Raw genomic sequence first — 18,607 nt, 5'->3', positions numbered from 1 at the left:
TTACCGCCTCCGGCCGTCCCGGCGTCAGGCCCCCGGATAGCCCCGTGACTGGTAGGGCGCGGAGAGATCGGCGAGGGTTTCCTGCACCCGCTCGGCGTGCGGCATACACGACAGGCTGACCCGGCCCCGCTGCCCCACCGCCTCAATGATCAGCTCACCCGAGCCCAGAAGCCGGTCGATGACGTTCTGCTGCACCGTCGCGCCAACCAACCAGGCGAGCGGGACGTCACGCCCGACCCGCGTGACGACCCCTTCGCGGATCACCAGTCGATGGTTCGTCACGACGTAATGGGTCGTCATCCGACGTAACCATGGCATCACACTCAGGTAACCGATCGCACCGAAGGCGACCAGAAGCACGAGATACTGGATGGGCTTCTGCAACACCCCTCCGGGTGCGAAGAAAACCCCCARCACGGCGAAAAGGAGGGCGGCAACCGTCCAGAACGCCGGGACTACCAGGCTGACCCAGTGCGGGTGCACATGAAGGACAACCTCTTCGTCCTGGGTGAGGATATCGTCGGGAAACGCCACGGCAACGATCGTCGCATCTCGGGCGGACAGATCACTGCCGGGTCCCTCGTCACCGCAGGTGAACGATGTCGGCGGCGCTGTAGGGTCGCCCGTTGACGACGAGCCGGCCGTCGGGGTCAACGTCGGTGGCGGTCCCGAGCACCGCCGAACCGTCCGGCAGCTCGACGCGCACCCGCCTGCCGATCGTCGCGCACACCCGTAGGTACTCCGCGCGAGCCGCTTGCGGGTCGGCCTCCCAGCCAGTGATCGCCCCGACGAGATCCGCGAGTACCACCCCGAGCAGCTCGGTCCGGTCCAGAGCCGCCGGAAGCGCGCCGCTGAGCAGCAGGCTTGTCGACCGCTCCGGGAGCTCGTCACGCTCCGCCATGACATTCAACCCAAAACCGATAATCACCGAGGGTGACGATAGTGGGACCTGGACGACCTCGACCAGGATGCCGGCGAGCTTCGCATCGTCAACGAGAACGTCATTGGGCCATTTCAGGACTGCGGGAACCGCCGCCACCTCGCGTAGCGTCGCCAGAAGCGAGGTTCCGACCACCATGGGCAGCCAGCCGAACAGTGACATCGGTAGCCGGGGTTGCAGCAGCAGCGAGACCGTCAACCCGGCACCAGGGCGAGACTCCCATGATCGGTCGAGCCGACCACGACCCGCCGTCTGCCGTTCGGCGACGAGAACCCGTCCCCGGCCGCGGGCGGTGTCTTCGCCCCGGGCGGTGTCTTCGCCCCGGGCGATGCGCGCCAGCGCGGCGTTGGTCGAGTCGGTCTCCTCTACCACCGTCAGGTCGAGACCGACCGCGGCGGCACGGGCCGCGAGGCGTGCGGCGTCCAGCGGTTCACGTGTTCCGACGGACGAGAATCGCCCCTCTCCGGCAGGGCGGGCCCGAGGGGACGCCGGCGAGGGCTTGCCGGACGGGAGCTTGCCGGACGCGGGCTGCTCGGGAGAGGGTCCCGCGGGTGCGGGCTCCTTCGAGGGTGGCACCGGTCCACCCTGCCAGACCGTCCGGTCACCCGTCGGCGACTCGGACGATCGGCGGACGATCGGCGGACGATCGGCGGACGATCGGCGAGCTGATCCGGGATACGGTCAACTCGCCGGAGGCCCACGAATCTCGCCTATCCGGTGAGATCCGCTGCACATCAATCACACGCGTGGACCCACGGGGGTCGTACGCTGCCGGTTATGGCTCTTCCCGCGTCCGCAGAGGATTCCGCTCCCGACCCGCACACCACCGCAGGCCGACTCGCCCACCTGCGGCGCGTGAACGATGATGCCGTCCACGCCGGGTCCCAGCGAGCGGTCGACGCGCAGCATGCCAAGGGCAAGATGACAGCCCGCGAACGGGTCGAGGCCTTCCTCGACCCCGGGTCGTTCGTCGAGACCGACGCCTTCGCCCGCCATCGCGCGCACGACTTCGGCGTCCAGGCCAACCGGCCGTACGGCGACGGCGTGGTGACCGGGTACGGGACTGTCGACGGCCGGCAGGTCTGCGTGTTCAGCCAGGACTTCACCGTTTTCGGTGGCAGCCTGGGTGAGGTCTTCGGTGAGAAGATCGTCAAAATCATGGATCTTGCGTTGAAGACGGGCTGCCCCGTCGTGGGCATCAACGACTCCGGCGGAGCGCGTATCCAGGAGGGTGTCGTCTCCCTCGGTCTGTACGGCGAAATCTTCTACCGCAACGTGATGGCCTCCGGCGTCGTCCCACAGCTCTCACTGATCATGGGGCCATGCGCCGGTGGCGCCGTGTACTCCCCGGCGATCACCGACTTTACCCTGATGGTCGACCAGACCAGCCACATGTTCATCACCGGCCCCGACGTGATCAAGGAGGTCACCGGCGAGGACGTGGGCATGGAGGAACTGGGTGGCGCACACACCCACAACTCCCGCAGCGGTGTCGCGCACTTCCAGTCGGCCGACGAGACGGAGTGCCTCGAACTCGCCCGTGCGCTGCTGTCGTTCCTTCCGTCGAACAATCTCGACGACGCCCCGAGCTACGACGCCGTGGACGATCTGGACGCCGAGATCGACCCGGATCTCGACACGTTCATCCCCGACTCCCCGAACACTCCGTACGACATGCACCAGATCATCGAGCGGGTCCTCGACGAGGGTGACTTTCTCGAGGTCCACGCTCAGTTCGCCCAGAACATGATCGTCGGATTCGGCCGGGTGGATGGACGTTCTATCGGGGTGGTCGCCAACCAGCCGATGCAGTTCGCCGGCACCCTCGACATCGACGCCAGCGAGAAGGCCGCCCGGTTCGTCCGGACCTGCGACGCATTCAACATCCCGGTGCTGACTCTGGTCGACGTCCCCGGCTTCCTTCCCGGCACCTCCCAGGAGTGGAACGGCATCATTCGCCGTGGCGCCAAGCTGATCTACGCCTACGCAGAGGCCACCGTACCGAAAGTGACGGTGATCACTCGGAAGGCCTACGGCGGTGCCTACGACGTCATGGGGTCCAAGCACCTGCGGGCGGACATCAACCTTGCCTGGCCAACCGCCGAGATCGCGGTGATGGGCGCCCGGGGTGCCGTCAACATCATCTATCRACGGGATCTAGCCAGGTCCGAGTCACCGGAGACTCGTCGGGCCGAGCTGATCCAAGACTACACCGATCACTTCGCGACCCCTTACATCGCGGCGGAACGGGGCTATCTCGACGCGGTCATCAGCCCGTCGGAAACGCGGCGCGAGCTCATTCGAGCACTGCGTCTGCTGCGTACCAAGCGTGAATCCCTGCCACCGAAGAAGCACGGCAACATCCCGCTATAGGCGGGATCTGCCGTCGCCGGCTCGCCGGAAGGGGAATCCGCCCGCGGCGGAGATCTCCCGGGCCGCGGGCCCACGGACGGCATACGTACGACGCACCAGCTACTCGAGGTACCGAGGAGAAAAACGTGGTTCAGGACGATGACAGGCGGGCGAGTCAGCCTCGGCTGCAGCTGATCCGCGGTGAGGCGACGCCGGAGGAGATCGCCGCCGTGGTGGCGCTCCTGACGGCTCGCGCCGTTCCCTCGTCGGCACCGGCCACCCGCCGTTCGTCCTGGGCCAGCCCGACGCTGGCGCTCCGTGGCAGTCTCACCACCGGACCGGGGGCGTGGCAAAGGTCCGGGATGACGCCGGGTGCGCGCACTCGAGCCGACTGGTGATCAACCGATAGACATGACGTCGGGATGTCTGCAGCATCACATCTGGGTACAATGACAGCAAAATGTGCGGCCCGACTCACCTACACGCAGGCAGGCCGGACGAGGACGGGAGCGACGTGCGTAAGATCCTCATCGCCAATCGGGGAGAAATCGCGGTTCGAGTGGCCCGCGCCTGCCGCGACGCCGGATACACCAGCGTCGCAGTCTACGCGGAACCAGATATCAATGCCCTGCACGTACGCGTTGCTGACGAGGCATTTGCGTTGGGAGGCGCGACCCCTGGTGATTCGTACCTGCGCATCGACAAAATTCTCGATGCCTGCGAGTCCTCCGGGGCCGACGCCGTCCACCCGGGATACGGTTTTCTCTCGGAGAATGCGGACTTCGCGGAGGCCGTGATCTCCGCAGGCCTCACCTGGATCGGCCCGCCGCCGGAGGCCATCCGCCGTCTCGGAGACAAGACCGCGGCCCGGCATATTGCACTAGCGGTCGGCGCGCCGCTCGCGCCCGGCACCGCAGACCCCGTGGCCGGCGTCGATGAGGTTGTCACCTTCGCCGGGCAGTACGGCCTTCCGGTTGCCATCAAGGCCGCTTTTGGTGGCGGAGGGCGCGGACTGAAGGTCGCTTGGACCGCGGAGGAGCTCCCCGAACTGTTTGACAGTGCCGTCCGGGAGGCGGTCGCGGCGTTCGGTCGCGGGGAATGCTTCGTCGAGCGGTATCTGGACCAGCCGCGCCACGTCGAGACCCAGATCCTGGCGGATACGCACGGCAACGTCGTCGTGGTCGGTACCCGCGACTGCTCACTCCAGCGCCGTTACCAGAAGCTCGTGGAGGAGGCGCCGGCACCGTTTCTCTCGGAGGCTCAGCTCCACTCGCTGTACGACGCCTCGAGGGCGATCTGCAAGAAAGCCGGCTATGTCGGGGCCGGGACCGTCGAGTTCCTCGTCGCCCGCGATGGCATGATCAGCTTCCTTGAAGTCAACACCCGCCTCCAGGTCGAGCATCCGGTGACCGAAGAGGTCTCCGGAGTGGACCTGGTTCGTGCCCAGTTCCGTATCGCCGAGGGTGAGGCACTCGACTTCACCGATCCGGCTCCTCGCGGTCACTCCATCGAATTCCGCATCAACGGTGAGGATCCCGGCCGTAACTTCCTTCCCGCACCCGGCACGGTCACCAAGCTGATCGCGCCGGCCGGCCCCGGCGTCCGGCTCGATACCGGCATCGAAAGCGGCAGCGTCATCGGCGGCGCCTTCGACTCCCTGCTCGCAAAGCTCATCATCACCGGAGCAACCCGGCAGGAAGCTCTGCAGYGGGCTCGGCGTGCCCTCGATGAGATGGTCATCGAGGGAATGGCGACGGCGCTGCCGTTCCACCGCGCGGTCGTACGGGATCCCGCCTTCGCCCCGGAGGACGCCGCAGAGCCTTTCCGTATCCACAACCGCTGGATCGAAACCGAGTTCGACAACACCATCCCGGCCTTCGCGGGAGGGACTGAGGCCGACACCACCCCCGAGCCGCGGGAGACCGTGGTTGTCGAGGTGAGCGGCAAACGCCTCGAAGTCGTGCTACCCGCCGGATTCGGTTCTGCCCCCGTCGCCRCTTCCCGGGGAGCGGCGCCCAAGCGGCGCGCTCGCGGCACGGCGGCGGCCAGGGTCACGGGCGACGCCCTGGCCAGTCCCATGCAGGGCACCATCGTGAAGGTCGCGGTCAACGACGGCGACACCGTTTCCGCGGGTGATCTGATCATTGTTCTGGAAGCGATGAAGATGGAACAGCCGATCAACGCGCATCGGGATGGCACGGTCACCGGACTGGCTGCGACCGTCGGCGCCGTTGTCACCAGCGGCACCGTGCTCTGTGAGATCAAAGACTAGAGCACACTGAAGCTCGACCTGCCCACCGTCGACTGCCACCTCTCCACCGCAGACTTCATAGGCTGCGAGGTATGGACGGTAACGACAGCCCGACGGTGAGCGGCCAGGACCGGAAGCTGGCGGTGGCCCGCCCGGTCGTTCAGCGACCACCGCTGACCGGGCGAGTGCACTACCTGCTTGGGGGGACCCTTCCTCCGGCCTACAACGACTGGGTCTCGCATGACCTCACCGGCCCCGGCTGGAGGCTGCGCCAGGCGACACGGCCCTTCCTGCTGATGTTGCCCTTCGCGCTGATCTTTGCCCTGCTGCCCGGTGAGCTCGAAGTCCGAGCCATCGTCGTCGCGTTTCTTCTGATTTCTGGGATCGGGCTCGGCTTCGCCACCAGCGGGTTCTTCCGGAACCGCCGGCTGGAACAGCATGGCTTTCCTCCAATTTTCCCCACGAGCGACGATGAGGACGAGGGAGWCGGGGACAACTCGTAGCCTTCTCCACAGGCAGGCGTCGGCAGTACTCGCCGCGCCGACCTTCGTCATGAGAGTCGGGACGGGTCGGTGCCCGCGCCACTCGTCTGCGTCTGCGGGCAGCGCCCGGCAGCGGCGACTGCCGTCCGCGGCCCAACACGGCAGCYCAAGATGGCAGGAGGTGCCGCGCGCGGCCCTGCCGGGCCCCTGCTCACTCTGGGTTGTCGAATCCCGCGAAGAAGTCGCGCGTACGCAGGACGCGAGCCGCCTCGGTGATCGATCCGGAGAGCGACGGGTAGATCGAGAACGTATGTGCGATTTGRTCGACGGTCAGACCGTGTTCGACCGCGAGCGAGATAGAGAGGATGAGTTCGGATGCACGCGGCGCGACAATGACACCGCCAAGCACACTTCCACTCCCCGGACGGCAGAACAGTTTCACGAAGCCGTCCTCAATACCCATCATCTTCGCCCGCGGATTCCGCGAGAGTGGAACTGTGGTCACCTCGGCTGCGACTGCCCCGGTGTCCTTCATCACCTGCGTGACTCCGACGGTGGCGATTTCCGGCTCGGTGAAGATGTTGGACGACACCGTCCCGAGCCGCAAGGGTGTGACGGCCTCGCCGAGGGCGTGCCACATGGCGATACGCCCCTGCATCGCGGCGACCGATGYGAGCGGGAGGACTCCGGTGCAGTCACCGGCCGCGTAGACACCCGGCACCGAGGTCCGCGACATCCGGTCCACGTTCACATGCCCACCAGGCCCAAGCCGTACCCCCACGTCAGTCAGTCCCAGGCCCTTGGTGCGTGGTACCGAACCAACCGCCATCAGAGCGTGGCTTCCCGTAACGGTCCGGCCGTCGGTCAGCTCGACGATCACACCGTCCCCGATGCGCCGTACCGACGCCGCCCTCGATCGGTTGAGCACCTCGATCCCACGCCGCACGAACACATCCTCGATGACCCGGGCGGCATCCGGGTCCTCCCCCGGCAGCACGCGTTCGCGCGAGGAAACCAGCGTGACCTCGGCGCCAAGCGCCCGATACGCGCTGGCGAACTCGGCTCCGGTGACGCCGGAACCGACGACGACCAGATGTTCGGGTATCTCCTTGAGGTCGTAGAGGTGGCGCCAGGTGAGAATCCGCTCACCATCTGGCCGGGCCGTGGGGAGGTCGCGTGGTGAGGCGCCGGTCGCGATCAAAATCACATCACCGACGAAGGTTTCACCGGTGCTGGTCTCGACTGCGTGCGGCCCGACGAGGCGCCCAGAGGCGTGCACGACATCGACCTTCTCGCGCTCGAGCCGGCGCTCGATGTCCAGGGACTGGGCCTTGGCTAGATCACGGACCCGTTCGTACACCTGCTCCGCATCCACATTGACGACCTCCGGGGGCGTGAGCGGCCGGGTGCCCGAGTCCGTGCCGGTACTGATCCCCCAGGCCACGGGGGGCAACGCCGGTTCCGGCCCAGAGCCAAGACTATGCGGGCGGACACCCAGGCCGGGAGCTAGAGCGAGGTTCGTCATGGTCTCCGAAGTTGCGATCAAGGTTTTGGAGGGAACGCAGTCGGTGAGCACACAGGCACCACCGACCCCCTCCGAGTCGATGACGGTGACCGTCGCGCCGAGTGAGGCGCCGACGAGAGCCGCCTCGTAGCCTCCGGGCCCTCCACCAAGAATGACGATGCGAGTCACGTGCCCTCCCGATCCGGTATCGCTTCCTTATCATCTTGCCCCGCCGCCGCGGCCGCTCTCCTGCCGGTGCGGGAGGCTCCGTAGGATCGCAGACGGAGTCCGACATCGGCGATGTCAGGTAGGGCCATCTTCCTCCTTTCATGAGCGGAAATTACAGTTACAATCACGCACCGTAACCCTCCGAGAGATCACAATGACCTTGTACGCGGCTTACGCCGGCAACCTCGACCCGGCGCAGATGAAGGAGCGGGCCCCGCACTCGCCCGTGACCGGCACTGGATGGATCAATGGCTGGCGTCTCACGTTCGGCGGTGAAAACGTCGGTTGGGATGGAGCCTTGCCGACCATCGTCGAGGCTCCGGGTGCTCACGCGTACGTCCTTCTGTACGACCTCGACCGTTACGACCTGGAACGGCTCGACGTCTGGGAGGGCGCGGACACCGGCCTGTACACCCGCATCCGGGTGCGGGTCTCCACCCTTGATGGGGAGGCCCTCGCCTGGACCTATGTTCTCGACGCCTACGAGGGAGGACTCCCGTCGCGCCGGTACCTCGAGATGATCGCCGATTCCGCGGAGAAGGCCGGGGCACCCGCCGATTACGTGGCCGAACTCCGTTCGCGACCGACCGCATGACGCATCACGGCAGCGTGACGCATCACGGCAGCGTGACGCATCACGGCAGCGTGACGCATCACACCATGAGGCGCGGCCGCGGATCCGGACAGAGGCGGACGTAGCGTCACGGCGCCGGGGGCGTATGGGTCAGCAGATCGAGAGCCGCGCCGGCAAGCAGCTTCACGCCCACACCGATCGCCCTCTCGTCCACGTCGAAGCTGCCCTGGTGAAGGTCGTAGGTGTGGCCGCCGGGTGTCCGAGTGCCCAATCGGGCCAAGGCCCCCGGCACGTGGTTCAGATACCAACCGAAGTCCTCGCCACCAAGCGATTGCGCCACCATGGTGGAGGCCCCATGACCAAACACGCGGTCGACGACGGTCCGAAGGACCTCGACGACATCCACGCTGTTCACCACGGGCGGCACGCCACGGCGGTAGTCGACCACGATCTGTGCTCCGTACGGTGCGACGAGCTGCTCGGCAACCTGAGTGACCAGCGCCGGCACGCTCTCCCAGGTCTCCCGGGACAGGGTGCGGACCGTGCCTCGAAGCTGACCGGTACGAGGGATGGCGTTGGCAACGGTTCCCGCCTGCACCTGACCCCAGACCAGGGAGAGCGCCGACCTGGGATCGACCAGTCGCCCCAACGCGGCAGGGAGATCGGCCGCAAGGCGGACGAGCGCGTACACCAGGTCGACTGTGTTCTGTGGCCGGGAGGTGTGACCGCCGGGCCCGGCCAGCGTGATTTCGACGGCATCGGCGGCAGAGGTGATCGGACCCGTCCGCAGACCGATCATGCCCAGGTCGAGCGCCGGATCGCAGTGCAGCGCGATCGCCGTGGTCACCGGCTTCAGCACGCCCGCGTCGATGATGTCCAACGCGCCGCCCGGCATGAGCTCCTCCGCGGGCTGGAACACCAGGCGCACGGTCCCGGGCAGCGTGGACACGCGTGCGACCTCGGCAAGCGCGAGTCCGGCGCCGAGCGCCACGGTCGTGTGTACGTCATGTCCGCAGGCGTGAGCCACACCCGGAACGGTGGAGCGGTACGGCACGTCCTTGATATCCGAGAGCGGAAGAGCGTCCATGTCGGCCCGCAGCATGATCACGGGAGCGCCTGGATCATGATCGACGCCGGCACCGATGTCACACCACAGGCCAGGAAGGTCCGGCAGGCGCTGCGGCGACAGTCCCGCGGCCCGAAGCCGCGCCTCGACCTGCTCGGCGGTGCGGTGCTCCTGCCGGCCGAGCTCCGGGTGAGCGTGGAGATCGCGACGCAACGCGATCAGCTCGGATTCGTGCGCGGCCACCCACCCGGCGACCGCCGCGGTCTCGTCAACCTTCATCTGCCGGCCGGGCTCCTCCCTGCACACGCCACGCGGGCCCTGAACGCAGGCGGTTCGGGGTATTCGCCGGCGTGTCTAGCCGTCGACTACCGGACGGCCGGTGTTCATCTCTTCGAGAASGGTATCGACGACCCGGGTGAGATCTCCACCGGCCCGCCGGGCGGCGTCCCGCTGCCGGATATAGCTCGCGCCCGTCCGCAGGATGGTCAGCGTGTCGGAGAGCTCGGATGAACAACCGAGACGGTGGGCGACCGGAAGCAGATCCTCCACGAGATCGGTGATGTCATCCCGGACCGGCCGGATACCGCCCCGACCATCGACGATGATCTGCGCGTCCAGACCGTACCGGGCCGCCCGCCACTTGTTCTCCTGCACGAGCCATCGTTGCGGGGTCGGGAGACGATACCCACGATCGATCTGGGTGTTCATGCGGTCAACCAGGCACTGCGCGAGAGCCGCAACCGCCCCCACCTCCATCAGGGACGGCAGACCATCGCAGACCCGCAGTTCCACGGTGCCGAAGTTGGGATGTGGACGGATGTCCCACCAGACCTCGCGGATCGTCTCGATGGTGCCGGAGACAATCAGTGTCTCCATGAACGACTCGAAACCCGGCCAGTCCTCCAACGGGTACGGCAGCCCCGCGGTGGGCAGGCTCGCGAAGACCTGTGATCGCGATGAGGCCAGCCCGGTGTCTCCGCCCAGCCAGTAGGGCGACGACGCCGACAAGGCGAGAAAATGTGGGACATAGGCCATCAGAGCGTTCACGATCGGCATGGCCTTGTCCGCAGACCGCACTCCGACATGTACGTGGACGCCGAAGATGAGCAGCCGCCGGGCCAACCACTGCATCTGGCTGACCAACCGGAAATAGCGATGATCCTCGGTGATGCGCTGTCCCATATAGTCACTGGCTGGGTGCGTGCCGCTGCACATCAGCCCGATCCCGCGCCGTTCCGCCAGATCGCGCAGCAGCGAGACGGTTCCAGACAGGTCCGCGGTCGCTTCCTCCACCGAGTCGCAGACCCCGGTGATGACCTCGATGGTCGACTCGAACAGCTCGTGCTTGGCCTTGGCCGCCTCGCACTCCCCGACCTTCGCCCGCAGCTCGTGAAGAATCCCGCTGGCCTCGCCGCGAAGTTCGCGCGATTGCTGGTCGACGAGCTGCAGCTCCCATTCGATGCCGAGACTGGTGCTCGACGACGACGAGAAAGGGATCTGCACCTGGCCTCCTGGGGTCGGGTCTCGGGGTCGGTAACAGCTCGGGGTCGGTAACAGCACCAGACAGCCGTCACCCACCGGCTCGGCTCACGGGCAGCAGAAGGTGACTACCCCATTCGGCCCGTTCCTACCCCACCACCCCACCGGGGAAGCTGGCCAAAGGCCTGGTCGCGGCAATGCCCGGCCCCGACCACCGCACCGCTCATCGGCCAGGCCCGACGCACTCAGACGGCTACCGGGCCCTGCCCCTGTCCCGGTGCCGGTGCCGGTGCCGGTGCCGTGACCACCCGCACCCCCAGCTCACGCAGCTGACGATCGGTCACGGGCGTCGGGGCGCCCGTCAACGGGTCGAGTCCCGACTGGGTCTTGGGAAAGGCGATGACCTCCCGGATGTTCTCCTCACCGGCGAGGATCGCCACCAACCGGTCGATCCCCACCGCGAATCCGCCGTGCGGTGGTGCCCCGTAGCCAAAAGGGGTGAGGAAGAAGCCGAATCGAGCCTTCGCCTCCGCCGGCGAGATTCCGAGGATCCCGAAGATGCGCTGCTGGAGACCGCTCTCATGGATCCGGATCGAACCGGATCCGAGTTCCCAGCCGTTGAGCACCAGATCGTACGCCCGGCTACGCACCGCGAGCGGATCGGTCTCCAGCTTGTCCACATCGTCGGGGTGCGGACGGGTGAAGGGGTGATGCCCCGGCTTCGGCCGTCCGGTGCCAGGGTCCACCCCGACGAACAGCGGGAAGTCGACGACCCACACGAACCGCAACGGACCTTCGCCGGCCGGTGGGCGGCCCAGATCGTTGCGAAGCTGGCCGAGTACCTCGCAGGTGGTCGCCCACTCGTCGGCGACCAGGAGAAGAAGGTCTCCCGCCACCGCCGCGGTTGCCGCGACGATGCCGGCGAGTTCCTCGGCGGAGAGAAACTTCGCCACCGGGGACTCCAGTTCACCGCCGGGACCGACCCGCATCCAGACCAGGCCCTTCGCGCCCAGTCCCTTCGCCCGCGCGGTGAGATCGTCGAGCTTGCGCCGGTTGTGCGAGGCCGATCCGCCGGGTACGCGGATTCCCTTGACGGCCTCGGCCCCGGCGAACGCCTTGAAACCGCTACCCGCGAAGACCGCGGTCAGCTCTACGAGTTCCATGCCGAACCGCAGGTCCGGCTTGTCGACCCCGAAGCGGTTCATCGCCTCGTGCCAGGACATCCGCTCGATCGGCGGCACGGGGCCGCCGGTCACCGCCCGGGCCGCGGCCAAAACCGCCGCCGACGTCACGTCGAGCACGTCGTCCTGGTCCACGAAGCTCATCTCGAGGTCGAGCTGGGTGAACTCGTACTGCCGGTCGGCCCGTAGGTCCTCGTCGCGCAGGCACCGGGCGAACTGGAAATAGCGATCCGTCCCACCCACCATGAGCAGCTGCTTGAAAAGCTGGGGTGACTGCGGGAGGGCGTAAAAACTGCCTGGGAACTGGCGCGACGGAACGATGAACTCCCGTGCTCCCTCCGGGGTCGAGGGCATCAGCAGCGGCGTCTCGACCTCGACGAAGTCCAGCGGGGCAAGCGCCGAGCGCATCGCCGCAAGAACCGCCGAGCGGATCCGCAGGTTGCGCTGCATCCGGTCACGGCGCAGATCGAGATAGCGGTAGGCGAGACGAGTGGCCTCATCGACGGAGTCGGCTCGATCGTCCAGCGGGAACGGCGGCGGTGTCGCGACCGAGAGCACCTGCACCTCGCAGTCGCGTAGTTCGACCTCGCCCGTGGCCAGGGCGGGGTTCGCGGTCCCCTCCGGGCGGACGGCGACGGTACCGGTGATCCGCAATACGTACTCGGTCCGGACGTCGACCGAGCCGTCGACGACCGCCTGAATGATCCCGGAATGGTCACGCAGGTCGACGAAGGTCAGCGACTGGCCATGCTGACGGCGATGCGCCACCCAGCCACACACCGTCACGGTCTGGTCAACGTGATCCGATCGCAGATCACCGCACATATGTGTGCGCATGGCCGTGCGCTGCCGCCCGCCCGAGGTGGCGGCCCCCGCCACCGGGATCGGTAGCTCGCCGGTGGTCGACTGGGTCGTAGTCATCGATCCGTTGTTCCCATCGCAGTCTGGTCCGGCCCGCCGGGTACTTTTCTCGCCAGATGTGTGGCGATGTCACCGCGCCCGTCGCGGGATCCAGTCCTGACCCTATCGGCCGGTAACCGCGAGACCGCCGCTCCCGGCGGCCGCACGGGCCACACAGGCCGCACAGGCCGCACAGGCCGCACGGCGAGATCGTTCACTGTTAGCGCAGCGCGCGGATGAAACGGCTCGCCTCCCCGCGTAGCCGGGCCGGGATGCGCAGAACCTGACGGCCGCGGGGAGTGGTGAGCTCGACGGTGATCACATCTCCGTGCTTGACGCCTCGGGACGCCGTCACCTCACGACGGTCGAAGACGACGTCGAACCAGTCGCCCTCCCGCGGGAAGGGGGCGAGGACCAGCAGCCGCCGATCGGTCAGCACGATCCAGCGCGAGGCCCCGAACCGGTGTCCGACGAAGGATTCGACCTTCGCCGTGAACCGTCCGGGTCCGCTCGGGTCGGTGAGCCGACCGCGCAGCACGACCTCGGTGAACTCGCCGGACTCCAGGGGCACTGCCGGGAGACGACGGTGGGACGGTATCAGGGGCACGGGCGTCAGTGTCCTCCACACACCCCGTACAGTCGCCGGGTGAGGGCACAGGCGGACGAACCGAATGCGGCGGCCTCGGCCGCCACCCTGGCCGAGCTGACCGGAGCCGACCGGCACGACATCGCGATTGTGCTGGGATCGGGCTGGCCCCCGGCCGCCGATGTACTGTCCCGGCAGGCGACCGACGTCACCGAGGTCACGTTTACCCAACTCGGCGGCTTCCCCTCCAACACCGACGTTCCCGGGCACAAGCCGACCGCACGCTCCGTCCAGCTCGGCGACCGTCGCCTGTTGATCTATCTGGGTCGCGTGCATCCGTACGAGGGCCATGACCTGTCCCGGGTGGTCCACGCGGTCCGCCTGGCCTGTGCGGCCGGCGCGTCGACCGTCATACTGACGAACGCCGCCGGCGGTCTGCGCGCGGACATGTACGTCGGCCAGCCCGTCCTCGTCGCTGACCATCTGAACCTGACCGGCCGCTCGCCCCTGGTCGGCCCGGCGTTCACCGACCTGACCGACGCCTATTCCCCCCGGCTACGGACGCTTGCCCGCGAGGTCGATCCCACCCTGACCGAAGGGGTGTATGCGGGACTGCCCGGTCCGCACTTCGAGACACCCGCGGAGATCCGCATGCTGCGGCTCCTGGGAGCCGACCTGGTCGGCATGTCGACCGTGCACGAGACGATCGCGGCGCGGGCCGCCGGAGCGGAGGTGCTGGCCCTGTCCCTGGTCACCAACCTCGCGGCGGGGATGAGCGGCAAGCCGCTGGATCATCTCGAGGTGCTGACCGCGGGAGCCGCCGCCGCGGAACGCCTGGGTATCCTGCTCGCCGACATCGTCACCCGGCTGTAGGACCGCGGCGGAATCGCGATGCCGTCCGCGTCCCGACCCGGCCCGACGTCCCTGCCCGGCCCGACGTCCCTGCCCAGCCCGACGTCCCTGCCCAGCCCGACGTCCCTGCCCAGCCCGCTCGCCGAGCAGGTCGAGGCCTGGCTGAACGATGATCCGGATCCCGCCGACCGGGCCGAACTGGCCCGGCTGCGCGACGGCGCGGGTCACGATGCCACGCTGCTCGCGGAACTGACCACACGTTTCCACGGACCGCTGCGGTTCGGCACAGCCGGGTTGCGCGGGCCACTGCGCGCCGGTCCAGCCGGCATGAACACTGCCGTGGTGCGCCGCGCCGCCGCCGGACTCGCCACCTGGCTCACGAGCAGGGCACCACCAGCACCGGCACCACCAGCACCGGCGGCACCGAAGCCGGATCCGGCCACGGCCGGGAGCTCCATGAACGCCGCACCGGGCTCGGCCGCGGCCCCGAATTCCTCGACGGCGACCGTCGTCGTCGGCTACGACGCCCGGCATCGCAGCGAGGCGTTCGCCCTCGACAGCGCCCGGGTGTTCGCCGGTGCCGGATTGCGGGCGCTGGTACTCCCCGGGCCGCTACCCACTCCGGTGCTGGCCTTCGCCGTGCGCAGGCTGGGCGCGGACGCCGGCGTGATGGTCACGGCCAGCCACAATCCGGCCACCGACAACGGCTACAAGGTCTACCTGGGTGATGCTTCCTCTGACGCCGCGAGGGGAGCGCAGCTCGTGGCTCCGGCGGACCGTGAGATCGAAGGAATGATCGCGGCTGCCGGCCCCGCCCGGGCGATCCCACTCGCCGAGACCTGGCGGAGGCTCGATGCGGATGTCGTCGACGACTACATACACGCGGCGGCCACGGCCGGCCGGGCAGCCACCGCCACCGCCACAGCCACAGCCACAGCCACAGCCACCGACCTACGCACAGACGTGACCACAGACCCGACGGCCCTGACCGTTGCGTACACCCCGTTGCACGGTGTCGGCGCAGGCGTTCTCGGCGCCGTGTTCACCGCCGCGGGTCTCGCCGCACCCAGGGTCGTCCACGAGCAGGCCGAACCCGATCCGGAGTTTCCGACAGTCCAGTGGCCGAACCCCGAGGAGGCGGGGGCGATGGACCGGGTTCTGGCGCTCGGCGAGCGCATCGACGCCGATCTGGTACTCGCCAACGATCCCGACGCCGACCGGTGCGCCGTCGCCGTCGGAGGGCGGGTACTCAGCGGCGACGAGGTCGGTCTGCTTCTCGCCGATCATGTCCTGCACTCCTGCCCCGGTCCGGTGGCGACCACCATCGTCAGCTCCTCCGGTCTGCGTGCGCTGGCCGCCGAGGTCGGCGTTCCTTACGCCGAGACGCTGACCGGATTCAAGTGGATCATGCGTGCGGACGCGCGGCTGGTCTTCGGCTACGAGGAGGCACTCGGCTACGCCGTCGCCCCGGAGCTGGTCCGCGACAAGGACGGCATCACCGCCGCCCTCGCCATCGCCCTGGTCGCCGCGCGGGCGAAGCAACGAGGCCGGACCTTGCCAGACCTGCTCGACGAGTTGTCCGCACGACTCGGTGTCCATCTCACGGGGCAACGCTCGGCGCGCTTCGACGACGTCACCCAGATCGACGAGACGATGCACCGCCTGCGGGCCCAGCCGCCGACCAGCCTCGCCGGGCGTCCCGTCACCGCGGTCCGTGACCTGCTGGCCGGTCCGCGGGACGGGGACGCACCGGCGGGAGGCATTCCCCCTCGACCCGCACGCCCCGTGGACCGCGCCGACGCGGCGCATCCGGTTCTGCCACCCGCCGACGTGCTCATGCTGTTCCTCGACGAGGACCGGGTGATCTTCCGCCCGAGCGGGACCGAACCCAAACTGAAGGTGTACCTCGAGACCGTGGAGCCGGTGCCGGGGCATGCCGTTGACGCGGTGCCCGCGGCTCGGGACCAGGCCGCGGCACGCCTGCTCCACCTGCATACGGCCGCGGGCAATCTGCTCGACGGACGCGACGGAGATCACATCTCGCCGAAGATCCGATCACCCGCGTCGCCGAGCCCGGGCACAATATAGGCCGTCTCGTTCAATCTCTCGTCGACCACGGCGGTCACAACGGTCAGGTCCGCCGTGCCGACCGCAGGGCCACCGGATTCCAGCGCCGCAAGGCCCTCCGGTGCTGCCACCACGGAGACCACGGTGACGCCCCGCGCCCCGCGGTCGGCGAGCAGCCGCAGACAGTGCAGGGCCGAACCGCCGGTGGCGAGCATCGGGTCGAGCAGCAGCACCGGGCGGCCGGCCAGATCGCTGGGCACCGCCTCCAGGTAGACCGTGGGTTCGAAGGTCGTCTCGTCGCGGGAGAGCCCGATGAACGCGGTGTGGGCGTCGGGAAGCAGGTTGAGCGCCGCCGGCAGCATGCCGAGCCCGGCCCGCAGCACCGGGACGACGACCGGCTCCGCGGCCAGCCGCACCCCGGAGGTCGTGGCCAGCGGAGTCGTGACGGCGACCGGCATCGTCGGCAGCGTACGGGTCGCCTCGTACACGAGCATCATCGCCAGGTCGTACAGGACGGGCCGGAACCGGGACCGGGGCGTGCGCTCGTCCCGCAGGACGGTCAGCGACGAGGCCGCGAGGGGATGGTCGACGATGTGCAGCTGCACGGAARGACTCCTCGTACGCGAAGCCGGGCGATCGGCAATGATGCAACGTATGACAACGGCTCCGGCAGGATCGGACCGTCCCGGYGAGGAACCCGAGAAGTCCCCCTCCCGACCGGCCGCCGGCGCTCGCCCCACCCTGCGGCGCGCCGAGGTGGCCCGGATGGTCGACCACACACTGCTACAGCCGTCCGCCACCGGCGAGGAGATACTCGCGCTGTGCGGGGAGGCTGCCAAGCTGGGTGTCGGTRCCGTCTGTGTGGCGCCGACCCATGTCTACCTGGCCGCCGCGAGTACCCGACGGGACCGCGGTGAGGTCAGGCCGGCCTTCGGCGTCGCCTCTGTCATCGGCTTTCCGCACGRCACGCACCTGACCGTCATCAAGGCCGAGGAGGCGCGGCGGGCGGTCGCGGACGGCGCCACGGAGATCGACATGGTCATCGACATCGCCAACGCGATGGACGAGAACTGGCGAGCGATCGAGACCGAAATCACCGAGGTCCGGCTGTCGGTGCCGCCGGACGTCGTGCTCAAGGTCATCCTGGAGACGGCCCTGCTGCCGGACGAGAGCATCGGCGCCGCCTGCCGGGCAGCGGAGGCCGGCGGCGCCGAGTTCGTCAAGACCTCCACCGGTTTCCACCCGGCCGGCGGGGCCAGCGTGCGCGCAGTGCGGGCGATGACGGCGGCCGTGGGTGGCCGGCTCGGCATCAAAGCCTCGGGCGGCATCCGCACCACCGAGAAGGCGATCGAGATGATCGAGGCCGGCGCGACCCGGCTCGGGCTGTCCGCCTCCGCGGATGTGCTCGCCGGCTTTCCCAGGTGACCGGCTTCCCCGGATGATCCGCCGGAGCTCCACCCAGCCCATCCGGCCGGTTCACGGCCACGGACTGAACCGCCGCCGACGGCCACAGCCGAGATCTGACGGCTAGCCCACGCCCCCCGCCACCCAGCAGCCAGACAGATGATCATCAACGAGCCCGCAGGCCTGCATCAGAGCATAGGCGGTGGTCGGACCGACGAAGACGAACCCGGCCGCGCGCAGCCCCTTGGCGAGCGCCACCGACTCGGGGGTCTTCGCCGGCACGTCGGCGAGGGTGGCCGGCGCCGCCCGCCCCGTCGGCTCCGGCTGGAACGACCAGATCAGCTCCTCCAGAGGATGGTCGAGCGTAAGGACGGCGCGGGCGTTGACGATCGTCGCCTCGATCTTGCGACGGTTTCGGACGATGCCGGCGTCGGCGAGCAACCGGTCGACATCCGCGGAACCGAACGCGGCCACGGCTGCCGGGTCGAATCCGGCGAACGCCGCCCGGAACGCCGACCGCTTGCGCAGGATCGTCAACCACGACAGGCCGGACTGGAACGCCTCCAGGGTCAGCCGCTCGAACAGACCGACCGTGTCCCTGACCGGACGCCCCCACTCGTAGTCGTGGTAGGCGACGTACTCCGGCGTGGACAGACCCCACGGGCATCGCGGGCAACCATCGGCTCCCACCACGACATCCGAGGCGGGCCTCACCGGGACATCCGAGGCGGGCCTCACCGG

Annotated in this window: 17 protein-coding genes; 8 read left to right on the top strand and 9 right to left on the bottom strand. The window is 68.5% G+C overall.

The genetic code is table 11. The features are described 5' to 3' along the window. Positions 1-24 precede the first annotated feature (24 nt). Entirely contained in the window at positions 25-534 is a 510-nt protein-coding gene (locus tag KBI5_RS01700) for a PH domain-containing protein (protein ID WP_011435155.1), read from the bottom strand. A 49-nt stretch (positions 535-583) separates the two neighbouring features. Next, positions 584-1,516, bottom strand: coding sequence for a biotin--[acetyl-CoA-carboxylase] ligase (locus KBI5_RS01695; RefSeq protein WP_011435154.1), 933 nt, complete (start codon positions 1,514-1,516; stop codon positions 584-586). A 201-nt stretch (positions 1,517-1,717) separates the two neighbouring features. On the opposite strand from KBI5_RS01695, the gene KBI5_RS01690 reads away from it, so the two are divergent. From KBI5_RS01690 to KBI5_RS01675, 4 genes are all read left to right on the top strand, one after another. Further along, a complete protein-coding gene (locus KBI5_RS01690; protein ID WP_085014121.1) occupies positions 1,718-3,313 on the top strand; it encodes an acyl-CoA carboxylase subunit beta in 1,596 nt (531 codons plus the stop codon). Positions 3,314-3,438: 125 nt separating this feature from the next. After that, positions 3,439-3,690 (top strand): acyl-CoA carboxylase subunit epsilon, encoded by a 252-nt coding sequence (locus KBI5_RS01685; protein WP_011435152.1) that lies wholly within the window; start codon positions 3,439-3,441, stop codon positions 3,688-3,690. 116 nt (positions 3,691-3,806) lie between these two features. After that, complete coding sequence (locus KBI5_RS01680) at positions 3,807-5,564, top strand: biotin carboxylase N-terminal domain-containing protein (protein WP_085014160.1); 1,758 nt, start codon at positions 3,807-3,809, stop codon at positions 5,562-5,564. Positions 5,565-5,635: 71 nt separating this feature from the next. Then, complete coding sequence (locus tag KBI5_RS01675) at positions 5,636-6,046, top strand: DUF5313 family protein (RefSeq protein ID WP_085014120.1); 411 nt, start codon at positions 5,636-5,638, stop codon at positions 6,044-6,046. A 190-nt stretch (positions 6,047-6,236) separates the two neighbouring features. Here KBI5_RS01675 and KBI5_RS01670 read toward each other — a convergent pair whose 3' ends face one another. Then, complete coding sequence (locus KBI5_RS01670) at positions 6,237-7,718, bottom strand: NAD(P)H-quinone dehydrogenase (RefSeq protein WP_085014119.1); 1,482 nt, start codon at positions 7,716-7,718, stop codon at positions 6,237-6,239. 193 nt (positions 7,719-7,911) lie between these two features. On the opposite strand from KBI5_RS01670, the gene KBI5_RS01665 reads away from it, so the two are divergent. Continuing rightward, the gene (locus KBI5_RS01665) at positions 7,912-8,352 is read left to right on the top strand and encodes a gamma-glutamylcyclotransferase (protein WP_011435148.1); all 441 of its coding nucleotides are present in this window, start codon (positions 7,912-7,914) and stop codon (positions 8,350-8,352) included. Between the two features lie 106 nt (positions 8,353-8,458). Here KBI5_RS01665 and KBI5_RS01660 read toward each other — a convergent pair whose 3' ends face one another. The 4 genes from KBI5_RS01660 to KBI5_RS01645 all read right to left on the bottom strand — a co-directional run bounded on the left by KBI5_RS01660 (position 8,459) and on the right by KBI5_RS01645 (position 13,564). After that, positions 8,459-9,676 carry an amidohydrolase gene (locus KBI5_RS01660; protein WP_023839885.1) on the bottom strand — a complete coding sequence of 406 codons (1,218 nt, stop codon included), beginning with the start codon at positions 9,674-9,676 and terminating at the stop codon, positions 8,459-8,461. A gap of 75 nt (positions 9,677-9,751) precedes the next feature. Next, the gene (locus KBI5_RS01655) at positions 9,752-10,900 is read right to left on the bottom strand and encodes a glutamate--cysteine ligase (protein ID WP_085014118.1); all 1,149 of its coding nucleotides are present in this window, start codon (positions 10,898-10,900) and stop codon (positions 9,752-9,754) included. Positions 10,901-11,121: 221 nt separating this feature from the next. Further along, on the bottom strand, positions 11,122-12,978 hold the full coding sequence (gene aspS / locus KBI5_RS01650; RefSeq protein ID WP_051623742.1) for an aspartate--tRNA ligase: 1,857 nt from the start codon (positions 12,976-12,978) through the stop codon (positions 11,122-11,124). A 199-nt stretch (positions 12,979-13,177) separates the two neighbouring features. Further along, positions 13,178-13,564, bottom strand: coding sequence for a hypothetical protein (locus tag KBI5_RS01645; RefSeq protein WP_023839883.1), 387 nt, complete (start codon positions 13,562-13,564; stop codon positions 13,178-13,180). A gap of 39 nt (positions 13,565-13,603) precedes the next feature. Between KBI5_RS01645 and KBI5_RS01640 the strand changes: the two genes are divergently transcribed. Next, complete coding sequence (locus KBI5_RS01640; RefSeq protein ID WP_023839882.1) at positions 13,604-14,416, top strand: purine-nucleoside phosphorylase; 813 nt, start codon at positions 13,604-13,606, stop codon at positions 14,414-14,416. A gap of 18 nt (positions 14,417-14,434) precedes the next feature. After that, positions 14,435-16,483: a phospho-sugar mutase gene (locus tag KBI5_RS01635; protein WP_085014117.1), complete on the top strand. Its 2,049-nt coding sequence runs from the start codon at positions 14,435-14,437 to the stop codon at positions 16,481-16,483. Here KBI5_RS01635 and upp read toward each other — a convergent pair. Further along, a complete protein-coding gene (upp, locus tag KBI5_RS01630) occupies positions 16,429-17,067 on the bottom strand; it encodes a uracil phosphoribosyltransferase (protein ID WP_011435142.1) in 639 nt (212 codons plus the stop codon). The two genes, KBI5_RS01635 and upp, sit on opposite strands and share 55 nt — an antisense overlap. A gap of 37 nt (positions 17,068-17,104) precedes the next feature. On the opposite strand from upp, the gene deoC reads away from it, so the two are divergent. Next, complete coding sequence (gene deoC / locus KBI5_RS01625; protein WP_085014116.1) at positions 17,105-17,887, top strand: deoxyribose-phosphate aldolase; 783 nt, start codon at positions 17,105-17,107, stop codon at positions 17,885-17,887. A gap of 102 nt (positions 17,888-17,989) precedes the next feature. Here the strand turns inward: deoC and KBI5_RS01620 are convergent, their stop codons facing one another. Next, complete coding sequence (locus KBI5_RS01620) at positions 17,990-18,604, bottom strand: DNA-3-methyladenine glycosylase I (protein ID WP_085014159.1); 615 nt, start codon at positions 18,602-18,604, stop codon at positions 17,990-17,992. Positions 18,605-18,607 lie beyond the last annotated feature (3 nt).

It is taken from the genome of Frankia sp. KB5 (assembly GCF_002099325.1).
Lineage (GTDB): Bacteria > Actinomycetota > Actinomycetes > Frankiales > Frankiaceae > Frankia > Frankia casuarinae.
This window is presented reverse-complemented; position numbering and strand designations above follow the sequence as displayed.

Excerpts from the sequence above, each read along its gene's own strand:
- KBI5_RS01635 (WP_085014117.1), top strand. The coding sequence starts at position 14,435 with ATGCCGTCCGCGTCCCGACCCGGCCCGACGTCCCTGCCCGGCCCGACG.
- KBI5_RS01665 (WP_011435148.1), top strand. The coding sequence starts at position 7,912 with ATGACCTTGTACGCGGCTTACGCCGGCAACCTCGACCCGGCGCAGATG.
- KBI5_RS01660 (WP_023839885.1), bottom strand. The coding sequence starts at position 9,676 with ATGAAGGTTGACGAGACCGCGGCGGTCGCCGGGTGGGTGGCCGCGCAC.
- aspS (WP_051623742.1), bottom strand. The coding sequence starts at position 12,978 with ATGACTACGACCCAGTCGACCACCGGCGAGCTACCGATCCCGGTGGCG.